General features: G+C 33.1%; 19 protein-coding genes. 5 read left to right on the forward strand and 14 right to left on the reverse strand.

Annotation, left to right across the window (positions count from 1 at the left end; all coding sequences use genetic code 11):
- The first annotated feature begins 19 nt into the window (after positions 1–19).
- Both ACNRYB_RS06805 and ACNRYB_RS06810 read left to right on the forward strand, forming a co-directional pair.
- Entirely contained in the window at positions 20–361 is a 342-nt protein-coding gene (locus tag ACNRYB_RS06805; protein ID WP_129746139.1) for a heavy-metal-associated domain-containing protein, read from the forward strand.
- Positions 362–495: 134 nt separating this feature from the next.
- Positions 496–1176, forward strand: a complete 681-nt coding sequence (locus ACNRYB_RS06810) for a DedA family protein (RefSeq protein WP_343705376.1) — start codon at positions 496–498, stop codon at positions 1174–1176.
- A gap of 253 nt (positions 1177–1429) precedes the next feature.
- On the opposite strand, the gene rodA is transcribed toward ACNRYB_RS06810, so the two are convergent.
- From rodA to purH, 6 genes are all read right to left on the reverse strand, one after another.
- A complete protein-coding gene (rodA, locus tag ACNRYB_RS06815) occupies positions 1430–2665 on the reverse strand; it encodes a rod shape-determining protein RodA (RefSeq protein WP_129746141.1) in 1236 nt (411 codons plus the stop codon).
- A gap of 15 nt (positions 2666–2680) precedes the next feature.
- Positions 2681–4657, reverse strand: coding sequence for a penicillin-binding protein 2 (gene mrdA / locus ACNRYB_RS06820; protein WP_129746142.1), 1977 nt, complete (start codon positions 4655–4657; stop codon positions 2681–2683).
- Positions 4654–5160, reverse strand: a complete 507-nt coding sequence (locus ACNRYB_RS06825; RefSeq protein WP_129746143.1) for a rod shape-determining protein MreD — start codon at positions 5158–5160, stop codon at positions 4654–4656. Before ACNRYB_RS06825 ends, mrdA begins: the two co-directional genes overlap by 4 nt.
- Positions 5153–5977, reverse strand: coding sequence for a rod shape-determining protein MreC (gene mreC / locus ACNRYB_RS06830; protein WP_343705378.1), 825 nt, complete (start codon positions 5975–5977; stop codon positions 5153–5155). The genes ACNRYB_RS06825 and mreC overlap by 8 nt, the downstream gene beginning before the upstream one ends.
- Before the next feature lie 109 nt (positions 5978–6086).
- Positions 6087–7115: a rod shape-determining protein gene (locus tag ACNRYB_RS06835; RefSeq protein ID WP_008466528.1), complete on the reverse strand. Its 1029-nt coding sequence runs from the start codon at positions 7113–7115 to the stop codon at positions 6087–6089.
- A gap of 56 nt (positions 7116–7171) precedes the next feature.
- Entirely contained in the window at positions 7172–8698 is a 1527-nt protein-coding gene (purH, locus tag ACNRYB_RS06840; RefSeq protein WP_129746145.1) for a bifunctional phosphoribosylaminoimidazolecarboxamide formyltransferase/IMP cyclohydrolase, read from the reverse strand.
- Positions 8699–8863: 165 nt separating this feature from the next.
- Here purH and ACNRYB_RS06845 point away from each other — a divergent pair, with 165 nt between their 5' ends.
- Complete coding sequence (locus ACNRYB_RS06845; protein ID WP_473729611.1) at positions 8864–10111, forward strand: ABC transporter permease; 1248 nt, start codon at positions 8864–8866, stop codon at positions 10109–10111.
- Between the two features lie 89 nt (positions 10112–10200).
- The gene (locus tag ACNRYB_RS06850; RefSeq protein WP_473729612.1) at positions 10201–11085 is read left to right on the forward strand and encodes a cupin-like domain-containing protein; all 885 of its coding nucleotides are present in this window, start codon (positions 10201–10203) and stop codon (positions 11083–11085) included.
- 37 nt (positions 11086–11122) lie between these two features.
- On the opposite strand, the gene ACNRYB_RS06855 is transcribed toward ACNRYB_RS06850, so the two are convergent.
- From ACNRYB_RS06855 to tamL, 4 genes are all read right to left on the reverse strand, one after another.
- Positions 11123–11659: an SMI1/KNR4 family protein gene (locus ACNRYB_RS06855; RefSeq protein ID WP_263524097.1), complete on the reverse strand. Its 537-nt coding sequence runs from the start codon at positions 11657–11659 to the stop codon at positions 11123–11125.
- A gap of 98 nt (positions 11660–11757) precedes the next feature.
- Positions 11758–12612, reverse strand: a complete 855-nt coding sequence (gene accD, locus ACNRYB_RS06860) for an acetyl-CoA carboxylase, carboxyltransferase subunit beta (protein ID WP_111367748.1) — start codon at positions 12610–12612, stop codon at positions 11758–11760.
- A gap of 111 nt (positions 12613–12723) precedes the next feature.
- Positions 12724–13791, reverse strand: a complete 1068-nt coding sequence (gene fbaA / locus ACNRYB_RS06865) for a class II fructose-bisphosphate aldolase (protein ID WP_008466540.1) — start codon at positions 13789–13791, stop codon at positions 12724–12726.
- A gap of 60 nt (positions 13792–13851) precedes the next feature.
- Positions 13852–16425, reverse strand: a complete 2574-nt coding sequence (gene tamL, locus ACNRYB_RS06870) for a translocation and assembly module lipoprotein TamL (protein ID WP_473729613.1) — start codon at positions 16423–16425, stop codon at positions 13852–13854.
- Between the two features lie 37 nt (positions 16426–16462).
- Between tamL and ACNRYB_RS06875 the strand changes: the two genes are divergently transcribed.
- Entirely contained in the window at positions 16463–17191 is a 729-nt protein-coding gene (locus ACNRYB_RS06875; protein WP_129746150.1) for an RNA methyltransferase, read from the forward strand.
- A gap of 9 nt (positions 17192–17200) precedes the next feature.
- Here the strand turns inward: ACNRYB_RS06875 and porT are convergent, their stop codons facing one another.
- The 4 genes from porT to ACNRYB_RS06895 form a co-directional block, all read right to left on the reverse strand.
- Positions 17201–17911, reverse strand: coding sequence for a type IX secretion/gliding motility protein PorT/SprT (gene porT, locus ACNRYB_RS06880; RefSeq protein WP_343705384.1), 711 nt, complete (start codon positions 17909–17911; stop codon positions 17201–17203).
- Position 17912: 1 nt separating this feature from the next.
- Positions 17913–18644, reverse strand: a complete 732-nt coding sequence (gene ubiE, locus ACNRYB_RS06885) for a bifunctional demethylmenaquinone methyltransferase/2-methoxy-6-polyprenyl-1,4-benzoquinol methylase UbiE (RefSeq protein WP_473729614.1) — start codon at positions 18642–18644, stop codon at positions 17913–17915.
- Between the two features lie 569 nt (positions 18645–19213).
- On the reverse strand, positions 19214–19696 hold the full coding sequence (locus tag ACNRYB_RS06890; RefSeq protein WP_111379458.1) for a dihydrofolate reductase: 483 nt from the start codon (positions 19694–19696) through the stop codon (positions 19214–19216).
- Between the two features lie 11 nt (positions 19697–19707).
- The gene (locus tag ACNRYB_RS06895; RefSeq protein ID WP_354590857.1) at positions 19708–20052 is read right to left on the reverse strand and encodes a 2TM domain-containing protein; all 345 of its coding nucleotides are present in this window, start codon (positions 20050–20052) and stop codon (positions 19708–19710) included.
- Between the last annotated feature and the right edge of the window lie 177 nt (positions 20053–20229).

Raw genomic sequence — 20229 nt, forward strand, 5'->3', positions numbered from 1 at the left:
ACAATAAAAATTAAATACAATGAATAAAATAGTTTTAATCGCAATGATGATTTTTTTAGGTTTTTCAGCTCAGGCTCAAACTAAAAAAAATAAGAATTTAAAGTATACAACAGAAGTAAACGGGAACTGCGAACAGTGCAAGAAACGAATTGAAAAAGCGGCTTATGGCGTTCCAGGCGTAAAAACAGCAAGCTGGGATGTAAGTTCGCATCAGCTTTCGGTTATTTTAAATGAAGAGAAATGTTCTCCTTCAGATTTAAACAAAGCAATCGCAAAGGCAGGTCATGATACTAAGGAAGTTAAAGCGACAACTGAAGATTATGACAATCTTCATAGCTGTTGCAAGTATGTAAGAGAATAGTGTAAAAAGAAGCCCAGACAAAGAAGTCTGGGCTTTTTTTAATAGTTAATTTATGTTTAAAATACCGCATTTTATTGTGGTTAAGGTAAATTATTGTTACTTTCACGAACTATAAAAAATAACCAATCACATTTATGAATAATTTTGAATGGACCCAGTTACTAAACCCTGAATTTTATATTACTTTAAGCGTCGGAGGTTTTCAGATTGGGTTATTTATTGTGCTGTTTATAGTTTTTGCTGAGACAGGACTTTTTGCAGGGTTTTTTCTGCCTGGAGATAGTTTGCTTTTTTTAGCAGGTATTTACAGTCGTGATCTAATTGAAAATGTTGCCTATATTCCAAATGATTTTGTAAATGTGTTTCTGCTTGCTACTGCAGTTGCCATAATGGGAGTTTTAGGTAATATGACTGGTTATTGGTTTGGAGCAAAAAGTGGTTATTATTTATTCAAAAAAGAAGATACTTTCTGGTTTAAGAAAAAGTACTTGCTTCAATCAAAAGATTTTTTTGAGAAATACGGAGGAAAGGCAATTATTTATGCACGCTTCCTGCCAATTTTCAGAACGTTCGCTCCAATTGTTGCAGGAATCGTTTCGATGGACAAAAAGAAGTTTATGTTTTATAACGTCTTGAGTTCTTTTCTTTGGTCATTTATATTGATTTTCGCAGGACATTATTTATACGGAGTTTTCTTAAAACAAGGAATAGATTTAAAGAAACATATTGAATATATCATTATTATTATCATCATTATTTCGACATTCCCAGTTCTGCTGAAACTTTTAAAAAAGAGACCACACGAAGAGATATAATCAAATAAAGAATAAAAAAAAATCCGAAGTTTTCAGCTTCGGATTTTTTTATGCTTGTTGTTAAAGCTATTATAGATGTTTTTATTATATGATGTAGTTTTCTTTGCAGATAAATCTAAGTTAATAGAAACAAAAAAGCTATAATCAGTTTTTGAAACGTAATTACAGCTTTAAGGTTAAATTATTTTAGTTGTATAATACAAAAGTAATTCAAGTTGGAATTTGGGATTTAAAAATTGAATATTTTAAAGTATTACCATTCATTCACCTTGTTGGCATCCATTTTGAGGAAAATAAACAATAAAATGGTGAATCCCCAGAGTCCAGAGCCTCCATATGAAAAGAAGGGCAGAGGAACTCCGATTGTTGGGAAAATTCCAATTACCATGGCAATATTTACAAAGAAATGTATAAAGAGAATTGCAGCGACGCAATATCCATAAACTCGACTGAATTTTGTTTTTTGCCTTTCTGCTAAATAAATAATTCTAAGAAGCAAACCTGTGAAAAGTAAAATTACGACCAATGAACCCGCAAAACCCCATTCTTCACCAACAGTGGTAAAGATATAATCGGTGTGCTGCTCTGGTACAAATCCTCCTTTGGTTTGTGTTCCTTCAAGAAAACCTTTTCCAAGCCATCCTCCAGATCCAATTGCAATTTCAGATTGATTGGTATTATATCCAATACCTTTCATATCTACAGTTTTACCTAATAAAATATTAAAACGGTCTCTGTGGTGCTGTTTAAAAACATTATCAAAAACATAATCAACAGAGAAAACAAATCCAGAGATTAGGACTAATAAAATTCCGCTTAAAATGATGTTTCTATCAACTACTCTGCCTTTAAAGTGTATAATTGCAAGCACGACAAAAGCCATTGCAATAACAGCGTATGGTTCTAAAACTAAAGTAAGAACGAAAAGAACAATGGTTATAAAGGCTGTCCATACATACCAAGAAGGTAAACCTTCTCTGTACAAAACAAGGATGAATGCGCTATAAATTAAAGCACTTCCAGGATCTGGCTGTGGTAAAATCAAAATTACTGGCAATAACATAATAGCCAGAGCCTGAATTTGTCTATTGGTTTCTTTTAAGTTGATTTGTGTGTCACTTAAATATTTGGCCAATGCCAGAGAAGTTGCGGCTTTTGCAAACTCAGATGGTTGTAAAGTAAAGCTGCCAATAGCATACCAGCATCGTTGTCCTGCAATGGTTTTTCCAAAAAGAAATAATCCCGCAAGAGACAATAAGGAAACTCCAAATATGATACTGGCATATTTTTCGTAAAACTTGCCATCAACAAAAAGTACAACAAATATCAATGGAATAGTGCAGCAGATAAAAATAAGCTGTTTTTGGTACGTTCCATCAGTTGATAATAGAGAAGACGAATAAATATTAAGCCAACCTAAAGTTACCAACGTAATGTAGATAAAGACACTTATCCAATCAATATTATTTTTTACACTTTGATTTTTCATCTGAAATAATCTTTCTTAGTTTTTCTTAGTTGTGTCTACTGCTGTTTTTTTAACTTCCGTTTTAGGTGCTGTTACGGCTGCTGGTACTTTTGGTTTTACAATTTTTGCTTGCAAAACAGAATCTTTTGGAACAGATTCTATAGCACTTGCTGCATTCATGCCTCCAAGTTTAGCGTATTCAGATACCAAACTTTTATTTAATACTCTTATTTCTAAATCAGTTCTTGTGATTTTCTTTCTCAAATATTTTTCAATCATTAAACTGGCAATCGGACCAGCAACTGTTGCTCCAAAACCTCCATTTTCAATCATAACGGCAATAGCTATTTTTGGATTGTCTTTTGGAGCAAAAGCAACAAATATAGAGTGATCTTTAAGTTTTTCTCTCTTACCGTTTATTTTTGCATAATTCTCTGCAGTTCCCGTTTTTCCGCAAATGTCAATTCCTTCAACTCTAAGAGCATACGCTGTACCTTTATTGTATACATCAAATAATCCGCTAATAACCGGTGGGAAATATTTTTGATCAATTGTGGTCACGTGTTTTGTAGTGAACTTCTCATCTATCTTTTCTCCTTCAATTTTTTTAATGATATGAGGAGTGTAATAATAGCCTTGATTGGCAACAGTCGCCATCATATTGGCTAATTGAATTGGTGTCATCAAAACTTCTCCCTGGCCAATTGCATTCGATACAATGGTTGAGCTTCTCCATCCTCCGTTAGGATAGATTCTTTTATAGGTTTTAGAAGTTGGAATGTTTCCTCTTCTTCCGGTAGGTAAATCATAACCCATGAACTGACCTAGTCCAAAACTTTTTACATGACTGCTCCAGATATCAACTGCATGACCAGGATCTTTGTACTTGTTGATGGTAAGCATATAAGCTTGTCCAAAATAAGTGTTGCAAGAGTTGTAAATACCATTATGTAATTGGTGTGGACCAAAACCGTGGCATTTCATGAATCGGCCTCCACCATAACTGAATCCGTGATGACACATGAAAGTTGTTTGCTCATTTACTACACCTTCTTGAAGCGCAACTAAACCAGTTAGGATTTTAAATGGAGAACCTGGAGGATATTCCGCTAAAAGACCTCTGTCGTATAATGGTTTTGCGATAGAATCATTATATAAAAGAGTGTAGTTTTTAGATCTTTGTCTTCCAACTAAAATTCCAGGATCGTAAGATGGAGCAGTAACAAGTGCTAAAATTTCACCTGTTTTTGGCTCAATTGCAACTATTCCACCTCTTTTGTTGATCATTAATTCCTCGCCATATTTTTGAAGTTCAGCATCAATGGTCAAATTGATATCTTCTCCGGCTACGGCAATCGTATCATATCTCCCTTCTTTATAAGATCCAATTTCTCTATTATATTTATCTTTTTGAATGTATTTAACACCTTTAATGCCTCGCAATATTTCTTCGTAACTCTCTTCTACGCCTTGTCTTCCAATTAAATCTCCACTGTTGTAATAAGGATTTTTTGCAATTTGGCTTTCATTTACTTGTGTAATAGAACCAAAAATATTGGCACCGTAATCTACTTCATAATCGCGAAGAGATCTTTTTTGGAAATAGAAACCGTCATATTTTCTGATTTTCTCTTGAAAAGCAGCAAATTCATTCTTGTTCAACTGCGATAAAAATACAGATGGAAGTCTAGGGCTGTACACCTTTGCTTTTTCCATTCTCTTATGATAGTCTTCAGGAGTGATATTTAAAAGCGCACAGAATTCAGCAATATTCAAATCTTTTTTTACCTCTCTCGGAATAACCATGATGTCATAAGAGGGCTGATTGGCAACAAGAAGTTTGCCATTACGATCATAGATGTAACCTCTTTCAGGATAGTCATACACTTTTTTTATCGCATTATTTTCTGATTTCAATTTAAAAGAATCATCAATAATCTGCAGGTAAAAAATCCTAATCACTAGCAAAGACGCTGCAATAATAATTATAGTGGGCAGCAGGACTTTTCTCATCGTTTATTGGGCTTAATAAGATAAATTATTATTATTGAGGTGATTATAGTAAAGATAGAACTAAATAAGGTTCGGAGCAAAATGTCCCAGATAAATTTGAATTGAAATGCTTCCAAAACAAATAATACAATGTGGTGAATTAAAACCGAAACTAGTATGAATGAAAATCGTTCTGGTGTTAAAGATTCGTTTAGTTTAATGGTTTGATATTCATAACTTAAACCAAAAGAAAATTTAAATATATATGGTCTATAATAGGCTAAAACGACACAGGCAGTGGCATGTATCCCGCCAGAATTACAAAACATATCCATTATTAATCCCAAGAAAAAACTAGAAATTATTAATCCTGCTTTATTGCTGTTTACAGGGTACAGAATGATATACAAGATATATGGAAAAGGACTTATATATCCTAGGAAATTCATATTGTTGAAAATAACAATCTGAATTGCCAGCAACATAATAAATCGAAAAATATTGACTAACAGAGCGCTATTCATTTTTTTCTTTGTTTTCTAAATTAATAAGTTCCTCTCTGTCCTTGCTCTTGATGATATAAACGTGCCCTAAGTTTGTCATGTCGTTAAATAATTTAACTTTTATGACATAGAAGCTTGTTTCTCGCTCTTGATAAATTGTTTCAACGGTTCCAATATTTATTCCTTCAGGGAAAATTACGGATTGACCTCCTGTTACAATTGTGTCTCCTTTTCTAACCGAAGCTAATCTCGGAACGTCTCTTAACTGTACGAAACCAGTGCTTTTTCCATCCCAAGTTAAAGACCCAAAGTGATTTGATTTTTTTAACTTCGCATTGATCCTAGATTTCATGTTCAAAATACTCACAACTGTAGAATATCTTGGCGATGTATCATCTATAATACCCACAATTCCTAAACTGTTTATTACTCCCATATCTGGTTTAACACCTTCATTAGATCCAGAGTTCAAAGTAAGAAAGTTTTCGTGTGTACTGTATGTATTGTGAATTACTTTTGACACAATTATATCGGCGGGTTTTACTCCTTTAATAGTATCTGGCAAAGGTAATTTGGAAGTGTCTTCTTTATTGAATAAAAGACTTTTTAATCTTGCGTTCTCAAGTACAAGTTCGTCGTTTTCAGCTTGTAAATTCAAATATTCATTAATACGATTGATTTTTTCGTAAACACCTCCACTTAAGAAATTGGCAGAGCTGATTATTTTGCTTCTATGGTAAGAATGAGATTGAATAGTGAGTCCTAACGATATACCTAAAAGCAGCAAAAACAGCAATCGATTACTGTTTCTTATAAGGAAATTAAATATTTGCTGCATTTCTTGTCTGGTTATTTTGTTTCAGGATTGCTTAAAGGTTTCAGTTTTTACAAGGGTCAAATAATAAAATTTGACCCTCATAAAAGTAAATTGATTATTATTTTGAATCTTATTTGATTAAGATACTTTTAAATTTTGCAATGTTTTTAAGAGCCATTCCTGTACCGCGAACAACAGCTCTTAATGGATCTTCAGCAATATAAACTGGTAAATCTGTTTTTTGAGAGATACGTTTGTCAAGTCCTCTCAACATAGATCCTCCACCAGCTAAATAAATACCAGTGTTGTAGATATCTGCTGCCAACTCAGGTGGAGTTTGTGATAATGTTTCCATTACCGCATCTTCAATACGCTGAATAGATTTGTCTAATGCTTTTGCAATTTCACGGTAAGAAACATCTACTTGTTTTGGTTTACCAGTAAGCAAATCTCTACCTTGAACCGACATATCTTCTGGTGGACCATCTAAATCTTCGATCGCCGCTCCGATTTGAATTTTAATTTTCTCAGCAGTACTTTCTCCAACAAATAAGTTGTGCTGTGTACGCATGTAATAAACGATATCATTTGTGAAAACGTCACCTGCAATTTTTACAGATTTGTCACATACAATTCCGCCTAAAGCGATAACAGCAATTTCTGTTGTACCACCTCCGATATCGACAATCATGTTTCCTTTTGGTTGCATAATGTCAATACCAATACCAATTGCCGCCGCCATTGGTTCATGAATCAAGTAAACTTCTTTTCCGTTTACTCTCTCACAAGATTCCTTCACCGCTCTCATCTCCACTTCAGTAATACCAGAAGGAATACATACAACCATACGTAAAGCTGGAGTAAACATTCTTTTTTTCAATGCAGGAATACTTTTAATGAACATATTGATCATTTTTTCCGAAGCATCAAAATCAGCGATTACACCATCTTTCAAAGGCCTTATAGTTTTGATGTTTTCATGTGTTTTACCTTGCATCATATTGGCTTCCTTACCAACAGCAATGATTTTGCCTGATACTCTATCACGTGCAACGATAGACGGACTATCAATGACAACTTTATCATTATGAATGATTAAAGTGTTTGCGGTTCCAAGGTCTATCGCAATATCCTCGGTCATGAAATCAAAAAATCCCATAAGTTTTTTAGGGGTTTAAAATGTTATAAATTATTTATCGAACAAAGTTAAACAAATTAATGTTTAAAATGACGAGTTCCTGTAAATACCATTGCAAGATTATTTTCATTGCAATAATTTATACTTAATTCGTCTTTTATCGAACCTCCTGGCTGAATTACAGCAGTTATTCCTGCTTTTTTGGCTAATTCTACACAATCCGGAAATGGGAAAAATGCGTCACTTGCCATCGAAGCTCCATTTAAATCAAAACCAAAAGCTTTTGCTTTGTCAACTGCTTGAATTAAAGCGTCAACTCTTGAAGTCTGACCTGTACCTGATGAAATCAATGTTCCATTTTTAGCAAATACAATTGTGTTTGATTTTGTATTCTTGCAGATTTTAGAAGCAAAGATCAAATCTTCGATCTCTTGAGCAGTAGGTTCTGTAATGGTAACGGTTTTTAAATGCTCTTTATTATCCGTAATATTATTTCTGTCCTGAATTAACAATCCGTTAAGACAAGTTCTTACTTGACGAGCTGGCAATTCAACGTCGTTTTGTACTAAAATAATTCTGTTTTTCTTCTCTTGTAAAACTGTAACTGCCTCATCATCATAAGCTGGAGCAATTACAACTTCGCAGAATAATTTGTTGATTTCCTGCGCAGTTTCTAAATCAATTTTAGTGTTAGAAATTAGCACTCCTCCAAAAGCTGAAGTAGGGTCACAAGCTAAAGCCGCTAAATAAGCTTCGCTGATTGTTTTTCTTGAAGCCAATCCGCAAGCATTGTTGTGCTTTAAAATGGCGAATGTTGGTCCGTCAGTTTTAAATTCAGCAATTAAATTAACCGCTGCGTCCACATCCAATAAGTTGTTGTATGATAATTCTTTTCCGTGAAGTTTTTTGAACATTGCATCAAAATCTCCAAAGAAAAATCCTTTTTGGTGAGGGTTTTCACCATATCTTAAAACTTGACCGTTTGCAATGCTTTCTTTGTAAATAGTCTCGTCTGTATTGAAATAATTAAAAATAGCTCCATCGTAGTGAGATGAAACATGGAATGCTTTTGTAGCAAACAATCTTCTGTTTTCTAAAGTTGTTGCTCCGTCTTGCTCCGTAATCAAATCTAAAAGTAAGCTGTACTCATTAACAGAAGCTACAATTACAGTGTCTTTGAAATTTTTTGCACCAGCACGAATTAATGAAATGCCACCGATATCAATTTTTTCAATAATATCTTGTTCGCTAGCTCCAGAAGCAACAGTTTTTTCAAAAGGATACAAATCAACAATTACTAAATCGATTTGAGGAATATCAAATTCCTTCATTTGCTGAACATCGCTTTCGTTGTCTTGACGATTCAAGATACCTCCAAAAATTTTTGGGTGTAAAGTTTTTACTCTTCCGCCAAGAATTTCTGGGAAAGAAGTAATGTCTTCAACAGGAACTACTGGAATGCCAAGGTTTTTGATGAAATCTTCAGTTCCTCCAGTTGAATAAAGTGTTACATTTTGCTCGTGTAATTTTCTAACAATTGGTTCTAATCCATCTTTAGAAAAAACAGAAATTAATGCCGATTGTATTTTTTTAGTTGTGCTCATTGTGTAGTTATGATTTTGAGACTGCAAAAGTAGTTTTTTTATATATTATATTAAAAAAAATTAGTGTAACAAAATGCTAAAAAAATCTACTGATGAGTAAGTTAACTTTTATTAGGTTTTTGAATTTAAATTATTGAATTTTACTTTATTGAAAAATACGAAAATATGATCGTTTATCTAAGATTATTAAAGGAAAGTCTAAGCTTTGCCATCAATGCTTTGCGAAATAATAAATTACGCACTCTGTTGTCGCTTTTAGGTGTTACGATTGGTATTTTTTCGATTATCGCTGTTTTGGCTGCTGTTGACTCTTTAGATAAAAAAATCTCTAAAGATTTGAGCAGTTTAGATAAAAATACAATTTATTTAATGAAATATTGCTTTGGACCATCTGAAATTCCGCAATGGAAGAGAGAACAGTTTCCAAATGTAAAATATGACGAATACATTGGCTTAAAAAACTCAATGAATAATACCGATCAAGTCGGATACCAGCTTTTTGTAAATAGAGAAAGTTTAAAATACGATTCTAAAACAGTCAGCGATGTAAATATTATTCCGTCGTCAAGCGAAATGGTCGATATTGATGGATTGAGTTTTGATAAAGGAAGATTTTATAATGAATCTGAATCGAATTCTGGAACTCCTGTTATTGTTCTTGGATATGATATCGCTGATGGACTTTTTGGTTCAAGCGATCCGATCGGCAAAAATATTCGTCTATACGGACAGCGTTTTACCGTTATTGGCGTAATGGCAAAACAAGGAGCTGGTTTTTTTGGAGATAGCAATGACACTTCGGTTTATCTTCCTGCTAATTTTTTACGAAGAATGTACGGAGATAGCGATTCGATGACTCCTGTTATTGTTTTAAAACCAGTAAAAGGTGTTGATATGGATGCATATAAAGCAGAAATCGCTCAGAAACTTCGTGCAATTCGCGGAATGAAAGCTGGAGAAATGGATAATTTCTTTATTAATGTCCTTTCAGGTTTTACTGATTTTATTGATGGTATTTTAGGGCAGATGAATTTTGTTGGTTGGATTATTAGCGGATTTTCTCTTCTGGTTGGCGGTTTCGGAATTGCCAATATTATGTTTGTTTCCGTAAAAGAAAGAACAAATCTTATCGGAATTCAGAAATCATTAGGAGCAAAAAATAAATTTATCTTATTCCAATTTTTGTTTGAAGCTATTATTCTATCAGTTATTGGCGGAATTATTGGTCTTCTGATGGTTTGGGGAATTGCTTTTGCTTTGACAAAACTGCTGGATTTCGAGTTTGTTTTAAGTTTTGGCAATATAGTTTTAGGAACAACTTTAGCTGCCTTTATTGGATTAATTTCTGGTATTCTGCCAGCGGTTTCTGCAGCAAATTTAGATCCTGTAGAAGCCATTCGAACAGGAATGTAATATTGTTTTTGTGTTATTTTACTGTAAATTTTGATGGCTCAAAATAATTAGATATTTTTGATAGACCAAGAACATAAAATACTCAAACAATGAGCTTTAATCTTAAATCTGTCGATACTGTTGAGTCTATTTCTAGAGAAGATTTCAAAAGAAATTATTTAGACAAAAAGAAGCCCTTAATTATAAAAGGACTCACAAATGATTGGCCTGCAAAAGAAAAATGGTCGACAGAATATTTTAAGGAAATTGCTGGAGATATTGAGGTAAAATTGGTAGATAATTCTAAAGCCGATCCTTCAAAAGTAATTAATGCTTCAATCGCCAGCATGAAATTTGGCGAATACTTAGATCTTATAAAAAGAGAACCTACACAATTGCGTATTTTTTTCTTTAATCTTTTTAAGCACAGACCAGAATTAGTTAATGATGTAAAAGTTCCAAAAGAATTAATGGGAGGTTTTATAGAAAGTATGCCAGCTATGTTTTTTGGAGGTTCAAAAGCGATTACTTTTTTGCATTATGATATCGATTTACCGCATCTTTTTCATACCCATTTTGGTGGAAGAAAGCATATCATATTATTTGATAATAAATGGAAGAAAAGACTCTATTGTATTCCTAATACCACTTATGCCTTAGAAGATTATGATGTGGCTAATCCCGATTTTGAAAAATTTCCTGCTCTAAAAGGAGTAGAAGGGTATGAAGTTTTTCTTGAACACGGAGATACGTTATTTATGCCAACAGGAATGTGGCATTGGATGCGTTACATTGATGGTTCTTTTTCTCTAACACTTCGCGCATGGGACAAATCATGGTCTAGAAAAGTAGCCAGCGTTTGGAGTTTATTTATGCATGGCGCAGTAGACAGCGGTATAAAAGTGGTTTTTAGAAAGCGTTATGCTGTTTGGCGTGAAAAGAGAGCTTTTACGATAGCAGAAAAAGAACTTCGAAATAACAAGCCGAAAAAATAAATATTGTTTTCCCTTCAGATTTTAATCTATTATGGATTTAATAATAGTTAAATGGGTAATTGTTAAATAGAGTAATACTAATTTCTTTTAATTTCTCTTCATATTTTAATATAAGATGTTTGTCAATTTTATCTAGATTTATGAAAAGAGTATCAAGCTGATTGTTGAGATCTGCAAATTGTAGCCATTTTTCAAAGTTTAAACCCATATCTAAAAAATTTTCAGGACTCATTTCTTCTTGGTCATGATCGTAAAAATAAATTTTATTTTCTTTGTCAAAAAGCCAAAGGTCACCTTGTCCATTATTTGCAAAAAACCAGTAGCTCGAAATTTCTTCATTTGTCGAATTTACTCTCCAATATTCTGCATCTGAAAATTCTTTATTTTCATTAAAAGACTGAACGCTGTCTAATAATATACATTCGGCGGAAATTTCGATAGTTTTAATTTGAGTAACTATTTCTATATATAGATTGTCAAAGGGAAATTGAGCAGATTTAGGAAAGTTTCTTAATTGTTGTTTTTGAGCCAAAAGCTCATGTTTTAATTTTTCTATAGATTTAATCTTAAACATAAAAAAATAAGTTTTATATTACAATAAGCGAATATACAACCAAAAAAAATCCCAAGAAGCAATTTTCTTGGGATTCTCTATTTTAAATAGTTTTAAAACTATCTGATATCATTGTTTTGAATCAAATCGATGTATAAGTTGATCTTATCTTTCAATTCTTTTCTTGGCGTGATAAAGTCTAAGAAACCGTGCTCTAATAAGAACTCAGCAGTTTGGAAACCTTCTGGCAAATCTTTTCCTGTAGTATCGCGAACAACACGCGGACCAGCAAAACCAATCAAAGCGCCTGGTTCAGAGATATTGATGTCTCCTAACATAGCGTAAGATGCAGTTGTTCCTCCAGTTGTTGGGTCTGTACAAAGAGAGATGTAAGGTAATTTAGCTTCAGCTAATTGAGCTAGTTTTACAGAAGTTTTTGCTAATTGCATTAAAGAATAAGCAGCTTCCATCATACGAGCTCCACCAGATTTAGAAATCATTACAAACGGAAGTTTGTTTTTGATGGCGTGATCAATACCTCTTGCAATTTTCTCACCTACAACAGCCCCCATAGATCCACCGATGAATGCAAAATCCATACAGCAGATTACAAGTTCTCTTCCTTTAGATTTTCCAACTCCCGTACGTACAGCGTCTTTAAGATGAGTTTTTTCCATTACATCTTTCAATCGGTCTGCATATTTCTTTGTATCAACAAAGTGCAAAGGATCTTTAGAAGTCATGTTTTTATCTAACTCAACAAATTCGTTGTTGTCGAATAAAATTTCAAAATAGGTTGCGCTTCCAATTCGAACGTGAAAATCATCTTCAGGGCTAACGAACAAATTTCTCGCCAATTCGTCAGCATCAATAATTTTTCCAGTAGGAGATTTGTACCACAATCCTTTCGGAACGTCCATCTTATCTTCAGTAGCGGTCGTAATCCCTTTTTCTTGTCTTTTAAACCAAGCCATTTTTTTAATTTTAGAATGTAGATTTTAAATTTTAGATTTTTCAATCTGAATTCAAAATTTAAATTTCAGGCTTCATTAGAAATCTGAAATCTAAATTCAAAAATCTAAAATTTAAAGTGTGTTTACGTTATTTAAATCAGCAAAAGCTTGTTCAAGTCTCGCGTTGAATGTCACTTCGCTTTCACGAACCCATTTTCTTGGATCGTAGTATTTTTTGTTTGGAGCATCTGGACCTTCTGGGTTACCAATTTGAGTTTTTAAGTACTCAATATTGTTTACCATATAATCACGGATTCCTTCAGTGTATGCAAATTGTAAATCTGTATCAATGTTCATTTTGATAACTCCGTATCCGATAGCTTCTCTAATTTCTTCAAGTGTAGAACCTGAACCTCCGTGGAAAACGAAATCAACTGGGTTGTGTCCAGTGTTGAATTTGCTTTGTACGAAATCTTGAGAATTTTTTAAGATTTTTGGAGTTAATTTTACGTTTCCTGGTTTGTAAACACCATGAACGTTTCCGAAAGCAGCAGCAATTGTAAATTTAGGGCTCACTTTAGATAATTCTTCGTAAGCGTAAGCTACTTCTTCTGGTTGAGTGTATAATTTTGAGCTGTCTACGTCTGAGTTGTCAACGCCATCTTCTTCACCACCTGTAATACCAAGCTCGATTTCTAATGTCATTCCCATTTTGCTCATTCTAGCTAAATATTCTTTGCAGATTTCGATGTTCTCTTCGATTGGCTCCTCAGACAAATCGATCATGTGAGAACTGAATAATGGTTTTCCTGTTTCTGCAAAATGTTTTTCAGAAGCATCTAATAAACCATCGATCCAAGGTAAAAGTTTTTTTGCACAGTGGTCAGTGTGTAAGATTACAGTTGCACCGTAAGCTTCTGCCAAAGTATGAATATGTTTTGCTCCCGCGATTCCTCCCGCGATTGCTGCTTTTTCACCTGCATTTGATAATCCTTTTCCAGCGTTGAATTGAGCTCCACCGTTAGAAAATTGAATGATAACTGGCGCGTTTAGTTTTGCTGCAGTTTCAAGAACTCCGTTAATTGTGCTTGATCCAGTAACGTTTACTGCTGGAAGAGCAAAACCCTTCTCTTTCGCATAATTAAAGATCTCTTGTACTTGATCTCCTGTAGCTACTCCTGGTTTAATGTTGTGTGCCATTTTAATTTTTTTTATAGTTGTTTTTAGTTTTTAGGTTGCAAAAATAAGAATTAATTAGCATTAGAACGGATAATTTATACCAAAATTTAAAACTGAGTGTCCAAAATTGTATTCTTTAAACCATCGGTCTCCCTTCTCATGCGCCGGATTATAAGTCTTAAAGCCTAAATCTAAACGAATCACAAAAAAGCTCAAATCGTATCTTAAACCGAATCCTGTTCCTAAAGCAATTTCTTCTAAATCGTTTAAGTTGTCAAACCTTGCTTTCGGATCTATCACATTATCGAGTACATTCCAGATATTTCCGGCGTCTGCAAAGAATGCACCTTTTACATCTCCGAAAATTTTGAAACGAAATTCGGCACTCGCTGCAATTTTCATATTCGCCTCATTAAAGTCGTTTACTGCGTTGGTGCTTCCAGGTCCTAAAGCATATGGCTGCCATGCACGGTTATCATTGGAACCTCCGCCATAATAACTTCGTGAAAACGGAATGTAGTTTGAATTTCCGAACGGAATTGCGATTCCAAAGAAGCTTCTCACTGCTAGAACTTTCTCTTTTCCAAAATCCCAGTGTTTGATATAGTCAAATTCAGTTTTTATATATTCTGAATATTCCAGATTAAAAATCTCGTAGTTTCCTCTAGAGTTCTTAGGTAAATTTCCAATTGCTGAAACAGCAGATAATAAGGTTCCAGCAGATTCTATTTTCGTTCTAAATTGATAGAAATTATTGTCTGCAAGATCTTTTTTGGTTGTTTTGGTGAAAGAAAAACTGGTTGCCAGAATAAAATCATTTTCAGTCAAACGAACTCTTCTTTCCTCAATGCTTTCAACTTCCTGATATTGCGAATTGCCCGGAGTCAAGGCTGTTTTTCCAGTCAATACGTCATTTGTAAATCCTGTAGTTCCTTTAGGTATAGTAAGATCTTTTCTAGCCTGTTCCTCTGGGGTATCTCCCCAGTTATTGACATTAGTATTGTAATCTTTTCCGATATAATTCAAATCATCATAAGATGAAGTATATACATTAAAGTAATTGTCTGGATTTAAATTACGGACAAACTGTGCATTCAACAATTCGAATTTTGCTGTATTATGACGTTTTGGTGTCCAGTTGTACGAGATACCTCCTGTAAAGTTTTCTTTGTCCAAACCAATATTTCGCTGCTTAGAAAAACCAGAAGTAATAGAGGTGTAGGGAATCATGCTTTTGGGAATAATTTTTTCAGTTCCAAAAGGGAGCAGGATTCTTGGGAAATTTAATTTCATATCCAGACCATATTCAGAAACATTAAAGAAATTATTATTTGGATTCGCCATATCTCTAGATGATCCCACATTTAAACGAGCCGAAATTTCAAGGGTTTCAGCGCGGTTAAATACATTTCGAATTGTTTCCGAAACACTGGCTCCAATTCCGAAATCCTGAATGTTGGAATGGGTTAAGTCAAGAGTGGCTCCGAAACTGTATTTTTTTCTCGGAGTCAAATAAACATTGGCAATCAGAGATTGAGCTGTAGAATCTCTCTTGTCTACTTCGTATTGTATTGACGGATAGTTAAAAATCCTTAAGTTATTCAAATATCGAGAAGAAAGAGTCGTTCTAAAATCGGCAAAAGTACTTCCTTTTGTGATGAAAATAGCATCAGTAATAGCACGCGGTTTGTATTTTAAAGTCTTGTAGCTATATAAATTAAAGTTGTTGTAGGTTACACTGTCTGTTGGTTTTTTCTTGGCATTTGCAGCAGAATAATCGGTGTAAATGTTTACATCGCTGATTTTATACAATTTAAAAGGCTCTGTACGGCTAGAATCTCTTCCTTGAATGGTATTATTGTTTATTATTAAAGTTACATCAGCTTTAGCTTTTTTGCCAATGGTATCAATGTCAAAAGTTACATAGGTTGGCTGAAAATAGTAAGCACCATGATTTCTAAAATAAGTTGTAATGCGGTTTTTTTCTTCTTCAAAATCAGTGGTTTTATATTGATTTCCAGATTTTAATAAGGAAGGCTCGTTATTAGTTCTATATAATGAGTCTAAGGCAGGAGTCATTATTTTGGTTCTAATTGTATCTAACTTATAAGCCGGTCCTGTAGTGATGTTATAATTAATTGCGGCCCTCTTTTTTCCAACCGTATCAATAGTATAATCGGTTTGAACATTAAAAAAACCATTATTGAAATAATAGTATTTTAAACGAAGCAATGATTTTTTAGTTTTGGAAGTATCAATGATTACTGGCGGTTCACCAGTGCTTTTTAGAAATTCATGAATTCCTTTATAATAAAAAGATTGTCCAAGACGATCCACTTGTTTTGCAGAAAATATCTTAGACATACGCTCATATTTTCCAGGATTGTTTTTAAATTTTGCCTGATAAGTAGAATCTGGATTTAAATTGGCTAAATTGTATAAATTTAATCGAAGTTTATAGCCTAATAATTTACCATTTGGTTTTTGGTACATCTGATTTGAAGCTATCTCATCGTTTGTCGATTTTCCGTTAACTAGAATATTATTTTTTACAAGAAGGTTTTTTCCATCGGGAACTCTTTTTACGGCATTACAAGCGCAAATTAATATTGCAATTAGAATAAATGCTATTATTTTTGTGGAATTATTTTTCAAGTGTTTTTTAATATTTAATTCAAAAGTACATTATTTTATGGTTAGTAAAAACCAAATAAAACTAATATCAGGCTTGCATCAAAAAAAGCAGCGTTTTGCTAATCAATTATTTTTTGCTGAAGGAGTAAAAGTAATTCAAGAATTGCTGCAATCCAATTTTGAATTAGAACATTTATACACCACTTTAAATGATTTTCAAACGGTTCATGCGTCAAAACGCACTCTTATTAATGAACAAGAACTGAAAAAAATAAGTGCTTTGTCAACTCCAAATTCTTGTTTGGCGGTCTTTAAAATTCCAGCCGAAAAAGAAATAATCGATTCGGGCTTGATTTTAGCTTTAGACGACATTAGAGACCCAGGAAATCTAGGCACTATTTTACGTCTATGCGATTGGTTTGGCATTAAGCAGATTGTCTGTTCTAAAGAAACAGTGGATATTTATAATCCAAAAGTGGTACAAGCTACAATGGGATCTATTGCCAGAGTGAATGTAAGTTATGTTGATTTAAAACTTTTTCTTGCTCAAACTAAACTGCCAATTTTTGGAACTTTTATGGACGGGGAGAATATTTATCAATCAAAACTGCCTCAGAATGGCATCATTATTATGGGTAATGAAGCCAACGGAATTTCAGATGAGATTGAAAAAATCGTAACCAGCCGTCTCACAATTCCTAGATTTGGAGAGCTACAAAAAACGGAAAGTCTAAATGTAGCTACTGCAACAGCAATTATTCTTAGTGAATTTAAACGAAATAGTTGATGTTTTGTTTTAATGGAAAGTAAAATTTATTAAAAGCGCTCTAGATTTCATCGAATCAATGTTTCCTGTCCACGGACTGTCTGGATTATTATCTCTAATAAGTTCATCGGTTATGCCAAACATTCCTCTAACAGAAGGAGAGAAGATAAAGTATTCGGTAAAAATATCAATTCCTAATCCTAATTCATAAGCTGCTGTCCATTGTTTTACTCTAAATTTCTGCTCAAAGTTATCGTCTTTAGATTTAGCATTGCTAGACAAGTTTAAAGTTGTAGACATACCGCCAACTAAGTATGGGCGTATGTTTCCCGTACGCAAAGCAGAAAATTTCAATAATAAAGGAAAGTGAATGTAAGTACTGTTTACTTCTCTTAAATAATCGCTTTCTTTGTTGCTTATGCCAGGAAAATAAAGATCGCGTTTAGTATAATACAAACCTGGCTCAAAACGCAAGTTAATATATTCTTGAAGCCTTAAATCGGCCACAACACCTACGTTAAAGCCAGTTGTTTTTTTAACTTGGATATCTTCCGGTACAGGAGTTTTGTAATCAAATTTAAAGTCAAAACTATTAAAACCAAGATAGTAGCCAAAATAAATACGCTGTTTCTGCCAGTTTTCAAGATTAATAATAGGATCTTTGCTAAACATGTTTTTAGCAAATTGCGAATGTCCTTTTGTCGTTAAGACCAATAAAAATAAGATTACAACTTTTTTCATACTATTTTTTAGATGCAGAATAAATTGTTGCGACACCAAAAGTTTGAGGCATTGCCACAACATCTATAAACCCAGTTTTTCTTAAAATATTGTTTAAGGCTTCTCCATAAGGAAAAGCAGCAGCAGATTCAGATAAATAACCATAGGCATCATTATCTTTAGAAAATAATTTTCCAATTAATGGAAGTATATTTTTGCTGTAAAAATTGTAGCCTTGTTTATAAGGAAATTTATCTGGAACAGAAGTCTCTAATATAACAAAAACTCCATTTGGTTTTAAGACTCTTAAGATTTCTGCAAAACCTTTTTCTAGATTTTCAAAATTTCTTACGCCAAAACCAACTGTAATTGCATCAAAATAATTGTCCTCAAACGGCATGTTTTCAGAATCACCTAAAACTAGTTCAATAACATTCGAAAGATTCTTTTCTTCCACTTTCTTTTTTCCTACTTCCAGCATTCCTGCAGAAATATCTAGACCAATAATTTTTTCAGCATTAGTTTGTGCAAGCAAAATGGCCAAATCGCCAGTTCCAGTTGCAATATCAAGAATAACTTTTGGTTTTTTGTCTGATACTATTTTTAATACTTTTTTACGCCATTTAACGTCAATTCCAAAAGAAATTACACGATTCAAATTATCGTAATTCCCAGAAATAGTATCGAACATTTGGGTTACTTGCTCTTTTTTACCTAAAGAAGAGTCTTTATACGGAGTTATTTTTTCAGACATTTTTTTTATTTAGGCAAATATAAACAATCTAGTTTAACTGTAATTGAGTTTTTTAATTTGTAAAATAAATGTTTGGAAGGATTTGTTTTAGAACAAATTTTGCCATCCCTAAATCTAGGTATTTTGATAAAATCCCTAAATCTTGGTATTGTCTAGTAGCGCTATTATGAGCAACTTTGTTCAAGTAAAAATGATTAAAGTTTTAATGATTGATAATGTCGCTATGACTTAAACAGATGATTACTTTTTTTGTGCTGGTAGTTCATTTGTTCATGAAAGAGTTTTGAAAAGTATTGTTCTTGGGGGGAAATACTAATATTAAGCGCAAAGTACGTTCTTAGGATTAAATTTGTTTTTGGAAATTTTAATTTTCTGCCTTTAATATCTTAGTGGTATTTGTTATTAGAGGCGTTTGAGACTTAGGTCTCAAATAACATTAAATGTTATTCAGTTTTACAGATGTTTCTCGACATTTGTGATTTTTTTTAAACAAAATTCTTCTTGAGCGAGTTAGGCTTCAAAAATCAATTATTTAAAAACATCCTCCCTAAAAAGAGGATGTTTTTTATTTATTTTCTAATGTAAGTTTCATAAGTATAATCATAAAGGTGTTTTTCATCTTTATAATTTTCTTCAGATTCTACCAAAACCCATTCGCTTTTATTGATTTTAGGAAAAAAAGCATCTGCATCAAAAGAATGATGAACTTTGGTTAGTTCGATAATATCAGTAAACGGAAGAGCAAGATTGTAAATTTCGCCACCGCCTATAACATAACTATCATCGTTTTCAGGGCAAATGGCAATTGCTTTTTCGATACTATCTACTACAATGCACCCTTCTGGCTTATAATTTTCTTGACGAGAAATTACAATATGAACGCGATCTGGTAATGGTTTCGGAAAACTTTCAAAAGTTTTTCTTCCCATAATAATATGATGACCAGTAGTAAGCGATTTAAATCTTTTAAAATCATTAGGCAAATGCCATACTAATTCGTTGTTTTTTCCAAGCGCATTATTTTCGGCCGCAGCCGCTATCATTATAATCATGGTATGCTTAACTAAATTTTATTTTCATTCTCTTCATTAATAGAAGATTCAAGCTGGCTGATTCTTTTTTGCTGTAAAGCAACTAATCGGTCAATTTGCTCTCTTTCCCATTTTTTATTCATAAAACGGTCGGTTATATACACTTTTATAAAATGAAGAATAAAAAGGAAAAGCCAGATGGTAATACCCCAGATGCACCAATTTTGGGTTGTGCCTTCTCCAAAGCCAAAAAATCTATTGGCAATAAATAAAAATAAACTTCCAAGCAGGAAAAGTACAAAATGAAAATATAAGACCTTTTTTTGTCTTAATCGGCGTCTAGCATATTCGTATTGTTCGTGCACTTCTTTTTCCATAAGATAAAAATGAGATCATAAAGTTAAAATTTATTTTCGAAAGACAATATTTTGGGTATAGAATATTTGCTTTTTAATGACTCAATAATTTGAAAAACAAAATTTTAACTGCTTTAAATTACCAATAAAGCGAAAAAAATATACTGTTTTTGGTATTATCATAAATCGGTTCTGACG

The organism is Flavobacterium sp. CR10 (genome assembly GCF_055814415.1).

Bases quoted from the DNA above. Each gene is read 5' to 3' on its own strand.
- mrdA (WP_129746142.1), bottom strand. From the start codon at position 4,657: ATGAGAAAAGTCCTGCTGCCCACTATAATTATTATTGCAGCGTCTTTG.
- ACNRYB_RS06845 (WP_473729611.1), top strand. From the start codon at position 8,864: ATGATCGTTTATCTAAGATTATTAAAGGAAAGTCTAAGCTTTGCCATC.
- ACNRYB_RS06850 (WP_473729612.1), top strand. From the start codon at position 10,201: ATGAGCTTTAATCTTAAATCTGTCGATACTGTTGAGTCTATTTCTAGA.
- ACNRYB_RS06835 (WP_008466528.1), bottom strand. From the start codon at position 7,115: ATGGGATTTTTTGATTTCATGACCGAGGATATTGCGATAGACCTTGGA.
- ACNRYB_RS06855 (WP_263524097.1), bottom strand. From the start codon at position 11,659: ATGTTTAAGATTAAATCTATAGAAAAATTAAAACATGAGCTTTTGGCT.
- ACNRYB_RS06805 (WP_129746139.1), top strand. From the start codon at position 20: ATGAATAAAATAGTTTTAATCGCAATGATGATTTTTTTAGGTTTTTCA.
- ACNRYB_RS06825 (WP_129746143.1), bottom strand. From the start codon at position 5,160: ATGAATAGCGCTCTGTTAGTCAATATTTTTCGATTTATTATGTTGCTG.
- ubiE (WP_473729614.1), bottom strand. From the start codon at position 18,644: ATGTCTGAAAAAATAACTCCGTATAAAGACTCTTCTTTAGGTAAAAAA.
- mreC (WP_343705378.1), bottom strand. From the start codon at position 5,977: ATGCAGCAAATATTTAATTTCCTTATAAGAAACAGTAATCGATTGCTG.
- ACNRYB_RS06810 (WP_343705376.1), top strand. From the start codon at position 496: ATGAATAATTTTGAATGGACCCAGTTACTAAACCCTGAATTTTATATT.
- rodA (WP_129746141.1), bottom strand. From the start codon at position 2,665: ATGAAAAATCAAAGTGTAAAAAATAATATTGATTGGATAAGTGTCTTT.
- fbaA (WP_008466540.1), bottom strand. From the start codon at position 13,791: ATGGCACACAACATTAAACCAGGAGTAGCTACAGGAGATCAAGTACAA.
- ACNRYB_RS06895 (WP_354590857.1), bottom strand. From the start codon at position 20,052: ATGGAAAAAGAAGTGCACGAACAATACGAATATGCTAGACGCCGATTA.
- ACNRYB_RS06890 (WP_111379458.1), bottom strand. From the start codon at position 19,696: ATGATTATAATGATAGCGGCTGCGGCCGAAAATAATGCGCTTGGAAAA.
- ACNRYB_RS06875 (WP_129746150.1), top strand. From the start codon at position 16,463: ATGGTTAGTAAAAACCAAATAAAACTAATATCAGGCTTGCATCAAAAA.
- accD (WP_111367748.1), bottom strand. From the start codon at position 12,612: ATGGCTTGGTTTAAAAGACAAGAAAAAGGGATTACGACCGCTACTGAA.
- purH (WP_129746145.1), bottom strand. From the start codon at position 8,698: ATGAGCACAACTAAAAAAATACAATCGGCATTAATTTCTGTTTTTTCT.
- porT (WP_343705384.1), bottom strand. From the start codon at position 17,911: ATGAAAAAAGTTGTAATCTTATTTTTATTGGTCTTAACGACAAAAGGA.